Source organism: Collinsella sp. TF11-5AC, assembly GCF_003436775.1.
Taxonomy (GTDB): domain Bacteria; phylum Actinomycetota; class Coriobacteriia; order Coriobacteriales; family Coriobacteriaceae; genus Collinsella.
The window spans coordinates 1-16836 of record NZ_QSQO01000017.1 but is presented as its reverse complement, the minus strand read 5'-3'; the positions used below and the strand labels follow the sequence as shown (position 1 = coordinate 16836).

The 16836-nt window shown below is 61.9% G+C and carries 12 protein-coding genes and 1 tRNA gene; 10 read left to right on the top strand and 3 right to left on the bottom strand.

Features of this window, described 5'->3' with window-relative positions; translation table 11 throughout:
- Positions 1-265 precede the first annotated feature (265 nt).
- The 5 genes from DXD16_RS07680 (at position 266) to proB (ending at position 4746) form a co-directional block, all read left to right on the top strand.
- Positions 266-1204 (top strand): radical SAM protein, encoded by a 939-nt coding sequence (locus DXD16_RS07680; RefSeq protein ID WP_117655694.1) that lies wholly within the window; start codon positions 266-268, stop codon positions 1202-1204.
- 151 nt (positions 1205-1355) lie between these two features.
- Positions 1356-1428, top strand: a tRNA-Ala gene (locus DXD16_RS07675).
- Positions 1429-1492: 64 nt separating this feature from the next.
- Complete coding sequence (locus tag DXD16_RS07670; RefSeq protein ID WP_117655693.1) at positions 1493-1951, top strand: hypothetical protein; 459 nt, start codon at positions 1493-1495, stop codon at positions 1949-1951.
- Positions 1952-2033: 82 nt separating this feature from the next.
- Positions 2034-3539: a nicotinate phosphoribosyltransferase gene (locus tag DXD16_RS07665; RefSeq protein WP_117655692.1), complete on the top strand. Its 1506-nt coding sequence runs from the start codon at positions 2034-2036 to the stop codon at positions 3537-3539.
- Between the two features lie 79 nt (positions 3540-3618).
- A complete protein-coding gene (gene proB / locus DXD16_RS07660; RefSeq protein ID WP_089572036.1) occupies positions 3619-4746 on the top strand; it encodes a glutamate 5-kinase in 1128 nt (375 codons plus the stop codon).
- 101 nt (positions 4747-4847) lie between these two features.
- On the opposite strand, the gene DXD16_RS07655 is transcribed toward proB, so the two are convergent.
- Positions 4848-6266, bottom strand: coding sequence for an alpha/beta fold hydrolase (locus DXD16_RS07655; RefSeq protein WP_117655691.1), 1419 nt, complete (start codon positions 6264-6266; stop codon positions 4848-4850).
- Between the two features lie 112 nt (positions 6267-6378).
- Here DXD16_RS07655 and DXD16_RS07650 point away from each other — a divergent pair, with 112 nt between their 5' ends.
- Positions 6379-7665 (top strand): glutamate-5-semialdehyde dehydrogenase, encoded by a 1287-nt coding sequence (locus DXD16_RS07650; RefSeq protein ID WP_117655690.1) that lies wholly within the window; start codon positions 6379-6381, stop codon positions 7663-7665.
- Positions 7666-7735: 70 nt separating this feature from the next.
- Here DXD16_RS07650 and DXD16_RS07645 read toward each other — a convergent pair whose 3' ends face one another.
- Positions 7736-8335 carry an HD domain-containing protein gene (locus DXD16_RS07645; protein ID WP_055252329.1) on the bottom strand — a complete coding sequence of 200 codons (600 nt, stop codon included), beginning with the start codon at positions 8333-8335 and terminating at the stop codon, positions 7736-7738.
- 117 nt (positions 8336-8452) lie between these two features.
- The gene (locus DXD16_RS07640) at positions 8453-8938 is read right to left on the bottom strand and encodes a CarD family transcriptional regulator (RefSeq protein ID WP_089572030.1); all 486 of its coding nucleotides are present in this window, start codon (positions 8936-8938) and stop codon (positions 8453-8455) included.
- Positions 8939-9280: 342 nt separating this feature from the next.
- On the opposite strand from DXD16_RS07640, the gene argS reads away from it, so the two are divergent.
- The 4 genes from argS (at position 9281) to DXD16_RS07620 (ending at position 16762) form a co-directional block, all read left to right on the top strand.
- On the top strand, positions 9281-11134 hold the full coding sequence (gene argS / locus DXD16_RS07635) for an arginine--tRNA ligase (protein WP_117655689.1): 1854 nt from the start codon (positions 9281-9283) through the stop codon (positions 11132-11134).
- A gap of 906 nt (positions 11135-12040) precedes the next feature.
- On the top strand, positions 12041-14590 hold the full coding sequence (rho, locus tag DXD16_RS07630; RefSeq protein WP_233502671.1) for a transcription termination factor Rho: 2550 nt from the start codon (positions 12041-12043) through the stop codon (positions 14588-14590).
- 314 nt (positions 14591-14904) lie between these two features.
- Positions 14905-16305: a hypothetical protein gene (locus DXD16_RS07625; protein WP_117655688.1), complete on the top strand. Its 1401-nt coding sequence runs from the start codon at positions 14905-14907 to the stop codon at positions 16303-16305.
- A 7-nt stretch (positions 16306-16312) separates the two neighbouring features.
- Positions 16313-16762 (top strand): VanZ family protein, encoded by a 450-nt coding sequence (locus DXD16_RS07620; RefSeq protein ID WP_117655687.1) that lies wholly within the window; start codon positions 16313-16315, stop codon positions 16760-16762.
- Positions 16763-16836: the final 74 nt, after the last annotated feature.

The window sequence follows — 16836 nt, the reverse complement described above, 5'->3', positions numbered from 1 at the left end:
CCCTCATCGACTGTTCCAGCGTCCTTAACAACGAAGGATACCTGTACTAGGTACGACTGTGTGGGCTCCCTAAATAAACGCGACGGTTCACCCAGTTGCTCCGCGGGGGGCGGAATACCTACATCATAAAGCGGCACTTTGTCGATTCCAGTCTTGACATTATAAAAATCGTGTCGGACGATTACGGCGCCTTGGGCTCGAGCCGTCTGTGCGGTTGGTCCCTTTACGTTTGAGCTGCTGAATCATTGTTTTGGAGCATGTTTTTATGCCGACGTCGTTGACCGAACTTTTTTCGCCCGCCTGCCATTTGTGTCCGCGCCGTTGCGGTGCGGTGCGCGACGAGGGTGCGCACGGCGTATGCGGTGCCGATGACACGCTCAAGGTGGCCCGCGCGGCGCTTCATATGTGGGAGGAGCCGCCTATCTCGGGCGAGGCCGGTTCGGGCACGATCTTCTTTAGCGGCTGCTCGCTCAAATGTATCTATTGCCAGAACCACGAGATCTCGACGGGCAATTTTGGGCTTGAGATTTCGCCCGAGCGTTTGGTCGAGATTATGCTGGAGCTGCAGGACCAGGGCGCCAATAACATCAACCTGGTGACGGCGACGCACTATGCGCACCTGTTGCCTGCCGCGATTGCCGCAGCTCGGGAGCGCGGGCTGGACATCCCGATCGTCTACAACACGAGCGGCTATGAGCGGGCGAGTGCCGTGGCAGCGCTCGGCGATCTGGTCGACGTGTGGCTTACCGACTTTAAGTATGCCGACGCGGGGCTTGCGCAGTCGCTTTCTCATATTAAGGACTACCCGCGCGTGGCTGTGTCGGGTCTGGCCCAGATGGCGCGCGAGATTGAGCGCCGCGGGGGAGAGCTGGTAGACGGGGACGGGCTCATGAGGCGCGGCATAATCGTGCGTCATCTGGTGCTGCCGGGGCATGCGGACGATTCGTGCCGTGTGTTGGACCTGGTGTGGCAGACGGTGGGCGACGTGCCGATCTCGGTCATGAACCAGTACACGCCCAATGCACTCATGCGCGAACAAGGCGGCGACCTGGCGCGCGCCGTGACGCGCGAGGAGTATGAGCAGGTGCTCGACCATGCCGACGACCTGGGCTTTACGACGATGTTTTGGCAAGAAGGCGGCGCGGTAGACGAGAGCTTTACCCCGGCGTTCGATACCACCGGTGTTCTTACTAGCGCAAAGTAGTGCGTCCGTCGATGATTTTTCTGGGACGGGGATTAAAAAATCATCGAGAGGATCGCCTGCTCGAAAAGTTGTCAAAATAGCCGCGCCCCAAAAAGACTGGTTATTGGGCGTTGACAGTTGGCGAGCCGTAGGTAAAATATCGACTTGTCCTGGGGACGTAGCTCAGTTGGGAGAGCGCTGCCGTCGCATGGCAGAGGCCGAGGGTTCGACTCCCTTCGTCTCCACCCTTGGATTTGATAAGCCGCTGACATTGTGTCGGCGGCTTTTTTTGAAAGAAAGGGCTGCACCATGGCCGAGCTTGAGTTCCAACCATTGTCCGACGAGGAGCGCGCCGAGTTGGAAGAGCTCCGCGCCGAGAAGACCCGCCGCGAGGCTCAGGAAGAGGCCCGTCGCGAGCGTGAGGAGCTGGCTGCCCTGCGTGCCGAGCGTGCGAAGGCCGAGGAGGTCGCCGCGAAGGTTGCATCCGAGCCCAAGCCCGCGCCCGCACCCAAGCCCGCTGCTGCGAAGCCTGCACCTGCCGCGCCCAAGCCTCAGCCTAAAAAGGTCGCTCGTTCCAAGTCCGTCGAGCCCAAGCCGAGCCGTGACGAGATGACCTTTGCCCAGCGCATGGTTACCTCCAAGGAGCCTACGGGCGAGAACGAGATCCCTGGCATGGCGCCGGCTCAAAAAATCATCATTGTCCTTGCCCTCATCGCGTTTATTGTCTTTATGGTCTACACGATCACGGGCAGCATGGGCCTGCGCTAACCTGTTCGCGCCGGGCTCCATACCCGCACGTCCGCCTCGTCCAACCATCACCTTCTGCGCCACTCATCCGAAAGGTCGCCCCATGGCTTTGACCGATATCTCTCATCCCACCGACATTGCAATGCTCACCGATCTGTACGAGCTCACTATGGCCCAGGGCCTGTGGGAGAGCGGCAAGGCCAATGAGCAGGGTTGTTTTACCGCGTTTTACCGCGACCATCCCTTTGGTAGCGCCTATGCCGTCATGTGCGGTACCGCCGAGCTGCCCGAGCTGGTCGAGAACCTGCGCTTTACGCCCGAGGACATCGACTACCTCGCCTCGCTCCAGGCCCCGGCCGGCGGCGCGATGTTCAAGCCTGAATTCCTCGACTACCTGCGCGATTTTCGTGCGCATGTAAACATCGACGCCGTCCCCGAGGGCGAGCTCGTCTTTCCGCGTGAGCCCATGGTGCGCGTTACCGGCCCCGCGTTGGAGTGCCAGCTGCTCGAGACGGCGCTGCTCAACATCGTCGGCTTCCAGACGCTTGTCGCCACCAAGACGGCGCGCGTGGTGCTGGCGGCGGACGGCCGTCCCGTGGCCGAGTTTGGCCTGCGCCGCGCCCAGGGTCCCGATGGCGGCCTGGCCGTCGCGCGCGCGAGCTACGTTGCCGGCTGTTCCTCTACGTCCAATGTGCTCGCCGGCCGCCGCTACGGTATTCCCGTCTTTGGCACGCATGCGCACAGCTGGGTGATGAGCTTCGATTCCGAGCTCGAGGCCTTCCGTGCCTTTGCCAAGTCGAGCCCCAAGAACTGTACGCTGCTCATCGACACCTACGATGTGCGCGAGGGCTGCGAGCATGCCATTACGGTTGCCAAGGAGATGGAGGCGGTGGGCGAGCGCCTGTCGGCTATTCGCATCGACTCGGGCGACCTCGCCAAGCTCTCCAAATATGTGCGTGGCCGTTTTGATGCCGAGGGCCTGCCCTATGTAGGGATCTCGGTTTCCAACGATCTGGACGAGTACACGATTCAGTCGCTGCTCGATCAGGGTGCGCCCATCGATAGCTTTGGTGTGGGTACCAAGCTCGCGACCTGCTACGACCAGCCGGCGCTTGGCGGTGTGTATAAGCTTTCCGCCCGCCGTGCGAGCGAGACGGATCCGTGGACGCCGGTGGTTAAGCTCTCCGAGCAGCCCTACAAGCGCACGATCCCGGGTGTGCAGCGCGTGCGCCGTTATTACGACGGCTTTGGCGGCCCGATCTGCGACATGATCTATGACGAGGATCATCTGTCTGGGGAGGGCGCCGCGCGCGGTAATACCCTCGTGGCCGTGAACGATGCTGCGCTGGTGACCGATGTGTCCGAGCTCGAGTATCGCGAGCTGCTGGCGCCGATCGTGCGCGATGGCAGCGCCGTTGCCCCGCGCGAGAGCATTGAGGACGCACGCGAGCGTTGCACCTGGGCACTGGACCATCTGGATCCGGTCTACAAGCGCTTCCTGTACCCGCAGACTTATGTGGTGGGCATGGAGCAGGGCTTGGCACAGGTGCGCGACGAGCTTGTGCGCAAGAACATGGCCGCGGCTTCTGCCTTTCCCTGGGCTCACTAATTCCTTGGGCGGTAGGGGCGAGTCACGCTTCCTTGGCCGCCAGCTCGGCCGTTCGCTGAACAGTTGATTGGTTTGACGTATGACGACTTCTTATAAAACGATGGTGGTAAAGATCGGTTCGTCCACGGTGGTGGGCGCCGACGGCAAGGTCAACCGCGCCTTTATCGGCGGGCTTGCCGACCAGGCCGCAGCGCTGCGCGAGCTTGGCTGGCGCCTGATCGTGGTGAGCTCGGGCGCCATTGCCTGCGGCTATCCCGTGCTGGGCTTCGACCGTAAGCCGGTCGGCGACCTGCCGAGCCTGCAGGCCTGCGCCTCGGCCGGTCAGTGCATCATCTCGTCGGCCTACGACGAGGAGTTCCATGCGCGCGACCTGCTCACCTCGCTCGTGTTGCTCACGCGTCACGACACGGCGCGCCGCACGTCCTACCTGCACGCGCGCGACGCCCTGCTTCGCCTGGTGGAGCTCGGCGTGGTGCCGGTCGTCAACGAGAACGATACCGTCACCGTCGATGAGATCAAGTTTGGCGACAACGACACGCTGGCGGCGCTTGTGAGCTGCCTGGTTTCTGCCGATCTGTGCGTGACGCTCTCGGACATCGATGGCCTCTACACCGCCAATCCGCATGAGGATCCGACGGCCGAGTTTATCCCGGTCGTGCATAAGATCGATGCCAAGATTATCGCCTCGGCGGGCGATTCTTCCACATCGGTGGGTACGGGCGGCATGATCACCAAGATTCGCGCGAGCCGCATTCTCATGACGGCGGGCATTCAAAGCGTGATTTGCTCGGGCGAGGAGCCCGATGCGCTCGTGCGTCTGGCCCGCGGCGAGAGCGTGGGTACGCTGTTCGATCCGCCGGCGGAGCGCCTGGACATTGCGCCGCGCAAGTTGTGGATTGCACTGGGCGACAAGGCGCACGGCTCGGTGACGGTCGATGACGGCGCCGCGAAGGCGCTGGTCAGCCGCGGATCGTCGCTGCTCGCGGTGGGTATTCGCGAGGTCGATGGCCAGTTTGCCGAGGGCGATGTGCTCGACGTGTGCGACCCGAGCGGCATGGTTGTCGCCCGTGGTATCGCCGAGGCCGATTCGGACGTGCTGGAGCTTGCCGCCGGCCGCCGCCAGGACCAGATTGCCAGCAACCGCCTGCTCGCAGACCTGGCCGAGAAGCCCGCGATCCATAGGGACAACTTGATAGTGTTTGCATAAAGAGAGGCAGCGCTGCGGCTCGTTTTGCCAGCAGTGCTGCCTCTCCTTTTCCGGCACTTGGGGACGTTCCTTATGTGCCGGCACTTTGGGACACTCCTTTGCTAGAAGATCTGGCGCAGGTCTCCGCGGTTGAGGGCTTCGTCGAAGAGGTGCTTGAACACCACGCTGCCGTGCAAGCCGTCGTGCTCGAACTCGTTGGTCACCCAGGCATGCGAGTTGCCCACGCGGCTGAGCGTATCGAGCTGCATGCCCGAGTCCACGTACATGTCATCGAAGTACACCGCGGCCTGCAGGGGCACCTCGTTGCACGCCAGGCGCTGCGGGTCATAGATCTTGTCCCAGCTGGTGTCTTCCATCAGCAGGTCCATGGCGGGCTTGAAGGGCTTGAGCTCGGGCATCTGCTCGAACATCCACGGGAACATGGCCTCGCCGGTAAACATGAGCGGGCGCGCGAGGGTGTCGAACTCGGCGTGGTGTGCCTTCTCTTCAGCTGCGGCCCAGCCAATGGGCATAGTGTCACCGTCGGCGTATATGAACTCCTGCAGCGTCCAGTACAGCGGATTCGTGCGCGTGTTGGTGCGCTCGAAGGCGCGCATCAAAAAGCTGTCGGATACCGAGGAGCCGCAGCTCAGCGTACCGTCGCCTGTAACAAACGCGTGATCGATAATCCAATGCATGCGCTCAAAGCTCGGCTTCATGCCAAAGTCGCTGCCCATGAGTTGTAGGCGCTCGACCGTCATTGGCGAGCCGTCGGGCAGCACGGGCTTCTGAGCCTCGAGCGCATCGGCCAGGGCTGCCACGCGCTCGACATCGGCGGGGTAACGGTCGTAATACTGCTGCGTCTTGGCGGCAATGCGCGGGAAGGTGTGCGCGTAGACCTCGCTGGCGCTCGCCGGCACGTGCGGAATGCCGCCGCAGGTAAAGCTTGCCGCCACGCCCTCGGGGAAGAGCGACAGATAGCTCAACGTCAAAAAGCCGCCGTAGCTCTGCCCCAGTGTGACCCAGGGCTTGCCGCCAAAGCCCACCAGGCGCAGGTACTCAAAATCGCGCACGATGGAGCTGGCGAGGTGACGCTTGAGGAAGTCCGCCTGCGAGCGGGCCGCATCGGAGCCTGCCGCCTCGGCGCGCTCGCCCAGTGCGGCAATCGTGCGCCCGTCTACACAGCTACTGCGTCCGGTGCCGCGCTGGTCGGGCAGCACGACGCGGAAATGCTTGACGGCCTCTTCGATCCAGCCATCGCTTGTGGGCGACAGCGGACGCGGGCTCTCGCCACCGGGGCCACCCTGCAAAAAGAGAAGGAGCGGCAGGTCGTCGTTGATGCGGTCGGGTGCGCAAACCACGCGGTAGAAGAGCTTGATGCTCTCGGGCGCACCGGCGATGGGTGTCGGTATAGCGCCGCGGCGCATGGTGCTGCCGACGGCCAGGAGCATCGGCTCCAGGCCGCGCCAGTCGAGGGGGACGTCGATGCTGTGGTCCTCGACATACAGGCCGGGGACGTGGTACGAAGTGATGAGGGCCATGTGAGTCTTCCGTTCGTTGCGGTGTTTCGGGTTGACCAATTCTACCGCCGCGGGCGAGGCCATGCGCAAATCGGCTACCATGGTTGCAAACTTCTAGGAGAAAGGGCCGCCCATGTCGGTCGATATAGCCACGTATGTCCACGATCTTGCCGTTGCCGCCAAGGCAGCGTCGGCCTCGCTTGCCACGGCGAGCGATGAACAGCGCCAGGAGGCCGTGCGCGCCATGGCCGCGGCGCTGCGCGACGGCGTCGACTCCATCGTCGCCGCCAACGAGCTCGATATGTCCGCTGCGCGCGATGCGGGTACCTCGGCCGGACTGCTCGATCGTCTGCTGCTGACGCCCGAGCGCGTCGAGGGCATGGCCGCCGGCCTGGAAAAGCTCGCCGAGCTGCCCGATCCCGTGGGCCGCGTGCTCGACCACCGCGTGCTTGCAAGCGGCGTGGACCTGACCCGTGTGAGTGTGCCGCTGGGCCTGGTCGCCATGGTTTACGAGGCGCGTCCCAACGTGACGGCCGACGCCGCGGGCATCTGCATCCGTACCGGCAACGCCTGCATTCTGCGCGGCGGCTCGCTGGCCTATCACTCGTGTGCCATGATTTCTGAGCTGCTGGCCGATGCGCTCGAGGCCAAGGGCTTCCCGCGCGAGGCCGTGTCGATGATCGAGTCCACCGACCGCGAGGCCACTGGCGAGCTCATGAAGCTCCGCGGTGTTGTCGACGTACTCATTCCGCGCGGCGGTGCAGGCCTGATCCAGCGCTGCGTGCGCGAGTCGCTCGTTCCGGTGATCGAGACGGGCACGGGTAACTGCCACATCTACGTGCATGAATCCGCCGACTTCGATAAAGCGCTCAATATTATCGTCAACGCTAAGACGCAGCGCGTGGGCGTGTGCAATGCCGCCGAGTCGCTGCTGGTCGACCGTGCCGTGGCCGATGCGTTTTTGCCTGCGGTCGTGGCCGTGCTGCATGACCACGGCGTGCTCATTCACGGCGACGAGGCCACGTGCGCCGCATGCGCCGACACCGGGCTTGCCGAGGGCGATGACTACGTTGCCGCGACTGAGGAGGACTGGGGTCGCGAGTATCTGGCGCTCGAGATGAGCGTGAAGGTCGTGGCGAACGAGGACGAGGCCATCGCGCACATCAACCGCTACGGCACGATGCACTCCGAGGCCATCGTTGCAGAGGACACGGATGCTTGCGAGCGCTTCCTGGACGAGGTCGATGCCTCGGCCGTGTATGCCAACGCCAGCACGCGCTTTACCGACGGCGGCGAGTTTGGCCTGGGCGCCGAGATTGGCATCTCGACCCAAAAGCTCCACGCCCGCGGCCCCTTTGCCGCCGAGGCCCTCACCACCTACAAATACAAGCTCCGCGGCACCGGTCAGGTCCGCCCCTAAACCCCTCGTAAACGAAAACCGCCACAAAGGTGTCTGTCCCCTTTGTGGCGGTTTTAGGTGGCGTGGGCGGTTAGGCCTGGAAGGTATCGCGGTCGGGGGCGAAGGACTGCATGGCCGCGATGGTACGGTCGAAGAGCTCGGGGAGCTCCCAGCCCAGCATCTCGGCACCCTGCGTAATCACGTCGCGCGAGCAGCCGGCGGCAAAGCGCTTGTCCTTGAACTTCTTCTTGAGCGACTTGGTCGTAAAGTCCATGACGCTCTTACTCGGACGCATGATGACGGCAGCACCGATCAAGCCGGTGAGCTCGTCGCAGGCAAACAGGATCTTTTCCATCTGCAGCTCGGGCTTGGGCAGCGAGGTGTTGAAGTCCGACGTGTGCGTCTGAATGGCGCGAATGAGATCGGGAGAGGCGCCCTCGCCTTCAAGGATCTCGGCCGCATAGATGGTGTGGTTCATGGGGTCGTCCTCATGCTCCTCCCAATCTAGGTCGTGCAGCAGACCGACGATGCCCCAAAACTCCTCGTTCTCGGGGTCGAACTCGCGCGCAAAGTAGCGCATGGTGCCCTCGACCGTTTCGCCGTGGGTGATGTGGAACGGGTCCTTATTGTGCTCGTTGAGCAATTCGAACGCACGGTCGCGGGTGATTCCGGCGGAAAGTGGCTCTGCCATAAAAGACTCCTTGTGCTCGCAGGTATCGCTAAGAATGAATACTACTAGAACGACTAGAACGAAAAAACCACCACAAAGGTGCCTGTCCCCTTTGTGGTGGTTTTTGGCGCGGATGGGTTAGTTGAGGGCGGCTTGGGCTAGGCGGGCTTCGGCGGCCTCCTCGGTGACGCCCAATGCCACGGCGAACTCCTCGATGGAGCGGCGCTTGGCTTCCTTGAGTACACGCATATAGTAAGAGCTGGGCTTTTTATCGGCTTCCTCGGCCTGGCGAATGCGGTGCATCATGGTCTTTGCCACGCGGACCGTCTCGGGCGCGCCCAGCTTGAGCTGCTGCTTAAAGTGTGTCTCTTCAAGCGAGCTGTTGCGCTCGGTAAAGGTGTCGCACTCCAGCTCGTCATAGTGGCTCAGCAGATGCTCGGCATCTTGCTGAGAGATGGCGGCATGCAGACGGTCGGCCTGCGCCACGGGGTACATAAGGATCGTCTGCGCATGCCCCTGCTTGGCCTCGAGCAACAACATGGGCTGCGGCGTGTCGTCCCTAAAACCGACGACGGTGCAGACTCCCTGACCCGGATGAATGACGTGTTGACCGATTGAGAACATGCTACCTCCAACTTATACGAATTTACGTATGTCTAGAATAACACGCTGACGTGCGCAAATCCTCGCTTTATGCAGGAAAAGCACACAACTCTGATAGGTAAGAGTATTCGATAAAAGACACAGCTCATTCACACCTTTATGCATTTTCAACGCGTGCATAATCTGCAGGCAGACCGGCATCTTTGAGTGACTCCATACAAGCTGTAGTCAATTTTGTGCATATGCAATTTCGATTGGCTTTACCCTGCGACAGTGCCCCTCGCTTGTGATAGAGTGCTACAAACTCTGGCTTTTGCCCTACGAGTGACCAAGAGCTCGGGGGCTTTAACACAAGGAGGATCTATGCCCGAGAAGATTGAAGAGCTGGTACGCGCTGCGCTTGCTGCGGCCCAGGAGGCCGGCGACCTTTCCGCATTTGAACTTGACGATTGCGCTATCGAGCGACCGGCTGACACTTCTCATGGCGAGTGGACCTCTACCATGGCCCTGAAGTCCGCCAAGCTGGCCCACTGCGCCCCGCGCAAGATCGCCGAGGCCATCGTTGCCCATATGCCCGAGGATCCCGCGATCGAGAAGGTTGAGATCGCAGGCCCCGGTTTCATCAACTTCTACCTCTCCGTTGCCGTCAAGAATGCCATCTTTGGCGAGGCTCGCGAGAAGGGCATGGACTTCGCTAAGTCCAACGTCGGTGGTGGCCTGAAGACCCAGGTCGAGTTCGTTTCCGCCAACCCCGTCGGCCCCATGCACATTGGTCACGGCCGCTGGGCCGCTCTGGGCGACTCCCTTTGCCGCGTCATGGACCACGCCGGTTACGACATCCAGCGTGAGTTCTACATCAATGACCACGGCTCTCAGATGAACACCTTCGGCAACTCCATCAGCACGCGCTATATGCAGCTTGCCGACATCATCGCCAAGCAGGGCGTTGATATCGACGAGGCTCACAAGCTGCTGATCGCCGACCGTGACGCCTTTGTTGCCGACGAGAACGACGAGCATCCCGAGACCCATCCGTATCAGGACAACTTTGCCGAGACCTTGGGCAAGGACTCTTACGGCGGCGACTACATCATCGACGAGGCCGCCGAGTTCTGGCGCACCGACGGCGACAAGTGGGTCGACGCCGATCCGCAGGAGCGCATGGAGAGCTTCCGTGAGCGCGGCTACGTGAAGATGGTCGACAACATGCGCGACCTCTGCCACGCCGTCAACTGCGACTTTGACCGTTGGTACTCCGAGCGCTCGCTGTATGTGAAGGACACCGAGGGCGAGACCGCCGGCACCTCCGCCGTCGACCGCGCTTTTGAGAAGCTCGACAAGATGGGCTACCTCTACACCAAGGACGGCGCCCTGTGGTTCCGCTCCACCGATCTGGGCGACGACAAGGACCGCGTCCTGATCAAGTCCGACGGCGAGTACACCTACTTCGCCTCCGACGTCGCCTATCACTGGGATAAGTTCCAGCGCGTCGATCACGTCATCGACATCTGGGGCGCCGACCACCACGGTTACATCGAGCGCGTCCGCTGCGTCTGCGACGCTCTGGGTTACCCCGGCAAGTTCGAGGTTCTACTGGGCCAGCTCGTCAACCTGCTGCGTAACGGCAAGCCCGTCCGTATGTCCAAGCGCAAGGGCACCATGGTGACCCTTCAGGAGCTCGTCGACGAGGTTGGCTCCGATGCCGCTCGCTACACGCTCATCTCCAAGAGCTCCAACCAGATGGTCGACTTCGATATCGAGGCCGTCAAGAAGCGCGACAACTCCAACCCGGTCTATTACGTGCAGTATGCTCATGCCCGCGTGTGCTCCATCCTGCGCCGTGCCGCCGACGTAACGCCTGAGCAGGCCGACGAGATGGGCATGAAGGCCGTTGCCGCCAAGGCCATCGGTGAGAACGTCGATTACTCGTTGCTGACCGACCCGACCGAGCTCGCCCTTTCGCGCAAGCTCAACGAGCTCACCGACCTGATCGCCAGCTGCGCTCGCGATCGCGCTCCGTTCCGTCTGACCCACTTTGCCGAGGAACTCGCCGGTGACTTCCACAGCTTCTACGCTGCCTGCCAGGTGCTGCCGAGCGAGGGTCGTCCCGTCGACCCCGAGCTTTCGCGTGCCCGTCTGGCCGCTTGCGATGCCGTCCGTGTGACGCTCGCCCTGGTGCTCACCCTCGTTGGCGTTTCCGCGCCCGAGCAGATGTAAGCGCTGGTCGTTTGGCTGCGTAGGCTTGGTTAACTGAGTATCGAAAGTCCGATCTCCCATGCGGAGGTCGGACTTTTTGCGTTTGGCGAGACTTTATTGTTAGTTGCAAAGTGAGACTAAAACACAACTATACCGGTTTACTACGATGAATCGAGGGAAGCCGACCACACTGGCTTTTCATCGAAAACCGTAAGCCCTCTAGCTGCGATTTTACTTATGTGAGTTTCGGCGTGGTTGCGGTTGAGCAATTCATCGTAGTAAACCGCCATGTATTGAAAACGATCCCTTGGGCACGGTGGAAGCGGATCGTTATTGTCCGCGGGGGCGCGGCGGAAGAGCCGCTGCCACGAATCGGGGTCATCTACTACGTTTAGTCGCATACCCCGAACCATGCCGATATCAACAATAATAAAACCGCAGGTAGAGGACTTGCGATTTTTGCAATTAGGATGGTGTGGTCGGGGGTTCGGGGCCAAACGTAGTAGATGGGGGCAATCCGTGGCACAGCGATCTTAGGAATGTTCGCCCTGCTCTTCGGCCGATTCGCTTCTCGAGGTTTGAGGGCCAATCTGCCTTCTTCTTATGAGTTGCGGTAGAATGGTTCCTGTTTGAGAGATACTGGGCGGGATTTGAGAACCGTGTCACCGCAACGTATGAGGTGATGCGGCATACGTCGAAACTTTGTAAAGAGTATCCCTTTTGACTAGTCGTTTATGAACGTCCCCGATGACTAAGTTGCAGGTGACGGCGGTTGTGTTACACTAACGCTGCGTAGTTGACGCAATCATCTCGATACAGATCAATGATGTTCGTCGTTTTGAACGGAACTAGACTGTTTAGCCGCCCTGAAGGTTTATGCAGGGAGCATGTGATCACAGGGCTTGAAAAGAAAGTTGAGCAAACACTGTGTCTGATCAACAGCAAGAAAATGAAATAACGACGACGCAGACCACTCCCGCTGCACCGGTTGCGTCGGACCAGGTCGCGACGCCCGCGCAAGCCTCGGCTCCTGAGACGCCTAAGGCTGCTTCGACGCCTGCGCCTGCAACTGTTGAGGAGGCTGCTCCGGCAAAGCCCAAGCGCACGCGCCGTACGGCCAAGCCTGCCGCTGACGGCGAGGAGGTCACCAAGCCCAAGCGCCGTACCACGCGCACGACGCGCGCCAAGCGCACCGTTGCAGCTGACTCCTCGGCGCCGATTTCCGATGAGGTCGCGCAGGCACGTGCGTTGGCGCAGATTAGCGAGGCTCAGGTGGTGCGCGCCCGCCGTCGTGCTGCCGAGCGCGAGGCCGCGGCTCTGACCGAGCTTGCAGCTCCGTCTGTGCCCGAGACGCCTGCCGCCATCGAGACCCCTGCCGCCGACCTGCCGACCGAGAAGCCGGCACCGCGCACACGCCGCCGCACGGCTGCTAAGGCCGAGCAGGCTGCCGAACAGGTGGCCCCCGAGCTCACTGAGGCTTCGGTCCGTTCCGCGGCAGGGGAGGACACATCGTCTGCTGAGCCTGCTGCGCCTGTCGAGGCCAGCGAAGTTCCCGTTGTCGATCCAGCTTTGCGCCCACACCGTCGCGGTCGCAAGCCCAAGGCGTTTGTTGAGGCCGAGAAAGCTGCTGCCGCAGCTGCCGCCGCTCGGGATGCTGCGGCGACCGCCGAGTCTGCAACCGCTGCCGATGCACCCGTCCAGGATGCTACGACTTCCGAGGCCGCTCTCGCCGATGCCGAGCCCGCCGACGTCCGTCCCGGTCGCAGCCGTCGCACCGCTGCTAAGCGCACGTCCAAGGCTAAGGCCTCCAAGAAGGGCGCGTCCGAGGATTCCGCCGAGACGACCGCCGATGCATCGGCTGATGCCGCCGAGCCCCAGGACGTCGAACAGCCTGCGTCCGAGAAACCCAAGCGCGGCCGTAAGAAGTCCGCTAAGGCCAAGGCCGCCGAGCAGCAGGCTGGCGTCGAAGCGCAGGTCGATACCGGCGCCGAGGCCAATGACGCCGCTGCGGCCAATGTTGACGCCGTCGCAACCGATGGCGCCGCGCCCGCCGAGGGCGAAGACGGCACTCGTCCCAACCGTCGCCAGCACAAGCGCAACGACGAGCGCAACGAGCGCAAGGACGATCGCAACAACGACCGCCGCAACCGCCAGCGCGACCGCAAGCAGCGCAACAAGGAGCGTAACGCCGCCCCCACCGAGCCCACGCTTTCGCGCGAGGAGCTTGCGGCCATGAAGGTCGCCGAGCTGCGCGAGAAGGCAAAAGAGTTCGAGATCGAGACGACCGGCAAAAAGAAGGCTGAGCTCGTCGAGGAGATCTACACCACCGCCGCGAAGGCCGAGGGCTTCCGCGACATTAAGGGTATCCTGCAGATTCGTCCGGACAGCTCCGGCATCATCCATGCCCATGGCTATATGAAGTCCAACGACGACGCCTTCGTTCCGGCTTACCTCATCCGCTCCGCGCGCCTGCGCACGGGCGATGTCATTGAGGGCTCCCTGCGCCCCTCGCGCGGCGGCGACAAGCGCGCCGGCCTCGCCAAGATCACGACCGTCAACGGGCTGGATCCCGAGCAGATCCGCAACCGCCCCAAGTTCGGCGATCTGACCCCGGTCTATCCCAACGAGCCGCTGCGTATGGAGCACGGCAAGGACTCCATCACCGGTCGCGCCATCGATATCGTGTCGCCGATCGGCAAGGGCCAGCGCGGCCTGATCGTGTCGCCGCCCAAGGCCGGCAAGACCACGATCCTCAAGAAGATCTGCCAGTCCATCTCGATCAATAACCCCGAGGTGCACCTGATCTGCCTGCTCGTCGACGAGCGCCCCGAAGAGGTCACCGATATGCAGCGCTCCATCAAGGGCGAGGTCGTGGCCTCGACCTTCGATATGCCCGCCGACAACCACACCCGCGTGGCCGAGCTCGTCATCGAGCGCGCCAAGCGCATCGTGGAGCTGGGCGGCGATGTCGTGGTGGTGCTCGACTCCATCACGCGTCTTGCCCGCGCCTACAACCTGGCGGCGCCCGCTTCGGGCCGTATCCTTTCGGGCGGTGTCGATTCGGCGGCCCTGTATCCGCCCAAGCGCTTCCTGGGTGCAGCCCGCAACATCGAGAACGGCGGCTCGCTTACCATTCTTGCCTCCGCCCTCATCGACACCGGCTCAAAGATGGACGAGGTCATCTTTGAGGAGTTCAAGGGCACCGGTAACATGGAGCTCAAGCTCGACCGCGACCTTGCCGATCGTCGCATCTTCCCGGCCATCGATCCCGTTGCCTCCGGTACGCGCAACGAGGACCTGCTGGTCGACGAGCAGATGCGCCCGTTTGTCTTTGGCCTGCGTCGCATACTCGCCGGCATGAACAATACCGAGCGCGCGGCGGCGTCGTTTATCAAGGGTCTTAAGGGCACCAACACCAACCAGGAGTTCCTGGTGCGTTCGGCCAAAAAACACAGTGATTACGAGCAGACGTTTTAGACCATAACTGCGCGCAAAGCTGCCATAAGAATGGGCAATAGGGCCGGGGTTTATATCCCGGCCCTTTCTTTATGGTGCCACTCGGCAACATTTTTTGACCTTATGACCGACAAACAGCGGTTTTCGAGCCACAATCCGGCATCGCCGCTTGCAATCGGAGGGTCGGTTTCGCATAATAACTTTTAAGCTTCGCGACGGAAAACGCAGATGAAACGAACCATATACCGTTGCTTTGGGACGCATGTCCCGCTTCATCTTCTCTCGCGCAGCCAACTTAATGATGCGATTTGGGTGCTGGAAGATGGGGAGAGCTCATGGCTTCTTCTGATGCAACACAACGAGCAGTCCTTGCCGGACTTTCCTGCGGGATCGGCCTTGCCGCCCCCGTGGTGATGTATGCCGCGACGCTGCCGTTCTCGTCGGTCAACGAGACGGTTGTCGCGGGCGCTGTTCCCTTTGCCGTCGGTGCGGTGGCGGGCGTGGGCATCTATGCCGCCTCGCTGGGTATCTCCGAGTACCGTGCGCAGCGTGAAGAGCGTCTGTTCCAGCCCGATGCCATTGGCGGTGCCGCCAATCTCAATCAGCATCAAAGCGAGTTCAAGACCGCCTCGATTCCAGCTCAGCAGCAGGATGCGACTCCATATGCTGCCGCTTCTGCTTCTCAGGCTCAGTCGGAGCAGTCTACCTCGGCATTCCTTTCCGGCCTGACTGGTGCGTTCCAGCGCCGTCATGCCGATGATGGTGTCCCTACCATCGCTCGAGCCGCAGATGCTATGGACGAGGCCGAGGCTTGGTCCATGATCGACAGCATGCTCGACGACGATTCGCCGGTTAGCTGCGACCCTGCGCGCTCGCGCGACGTCTATCAAGTCGCCATCGACGAGCTCACCAACGGCGGGCAGACCGGCTCCTTCAATCGCGACGACATCGCCGCCGCGGCGCGTGCCGTGTCGGGCTCCCAGGCCGCCCCTGCGGGCAGCACGGCGGCTTTTGTGGCACTCGTTGCCAACGCGGCAGCCAATAACGCCTACAGCGCTACCTCGGCGGACGCGAACGTTTCTGCCGATAATTCGTACGTTGATGAAGCCATGACCGCGGACGAGGAGGCCGTTGCCGCCCGCCGTGCCGCCGAAAGCTCGCTTTGGGGCGCTCCTGCCCAGCAGCAGGCGGCTGAGGCTGCGCCGTACAACGCAAACCTCGCCAGCATGCCTATCATTTCCGGTGCCGCGGACATCGATCTCGATGACCTCGATGAGCCTGCAGCCATCACCGCATCGATTGATGCCCAAGATCGCATCGACACCGGCGACCTTCCGGACGCCTCGCTCGAGGTTGATGTCCCCATGGCCGATTACTCGGGCCACGAGGACATGTGGGCCGCCGCCACCGCGATTCTGGATGAGATTGACGAGCCTGCTCCTGTTGCAGCCCCCGCTCCCGTCACTGCCCCTCAGCCTGCTGCCCCCGCCTATGTTGGCCGTCACAGCGCTGTGTTCCCCGAGGATACTGCCCGCATCTCGCGTGAGAGCATCGAACGAGCCGAGGCTATTGCCGCCGGCATTATGGAAAATCGTCGTCACGAGCGCGTCAATCAGATCCTCGAGGAAGAGATCGAGCGCCTGCAGTCCTCTACCGCCAAGCGTACGGGCCGTGCCTATCTGAGCGTTATCGAGGGCGGTACCGCCAGCTTCGCGCCGCTCCGCGCGGAGGCATAACTTCTGCATGGTTAAGATCAATCGAAAATGGGCGGTCGTGACCTGCCTGATGGCGCTCTTGATCTGGGGCAATTCGCTGGTTCCCGGCTCGGGGTCGGGCTCGCTGAGCCTAACAGTCATGGAAGCTATCCGCGGTTTCCTGCACGGCGTGGGACTTCCATATGCATGGGTGACCAACTTTGTTGTTCGCAAGTGCGCGCATTTTACCGAGTATATGGTGCTCGGTATCTTGGCAACGCACGCCTTTGATTTTGAGGGCCGGCGCACCTTTGACGTGCTGCTGCCCACGGCGGTGTTCCTGCTGCTGATTCCCTCGATCGACGAGACGATTCAGCTCTTTGTGCCGGGACGCGCCGGCATGATCACCGATGTGATGATCGACTGCTGTGGTGCGGCAACGGGCGTTGTGCTCCGATATCTCTTACGGTCGCTGATGCGCGCCAAAAAAGCCGCCTAGGACGTATTGTTTGGTCCTAGGCGGCCTTTTTTATTGGCTCTGTTAGACCAAGGTTGACATAAAAACGATGTCAC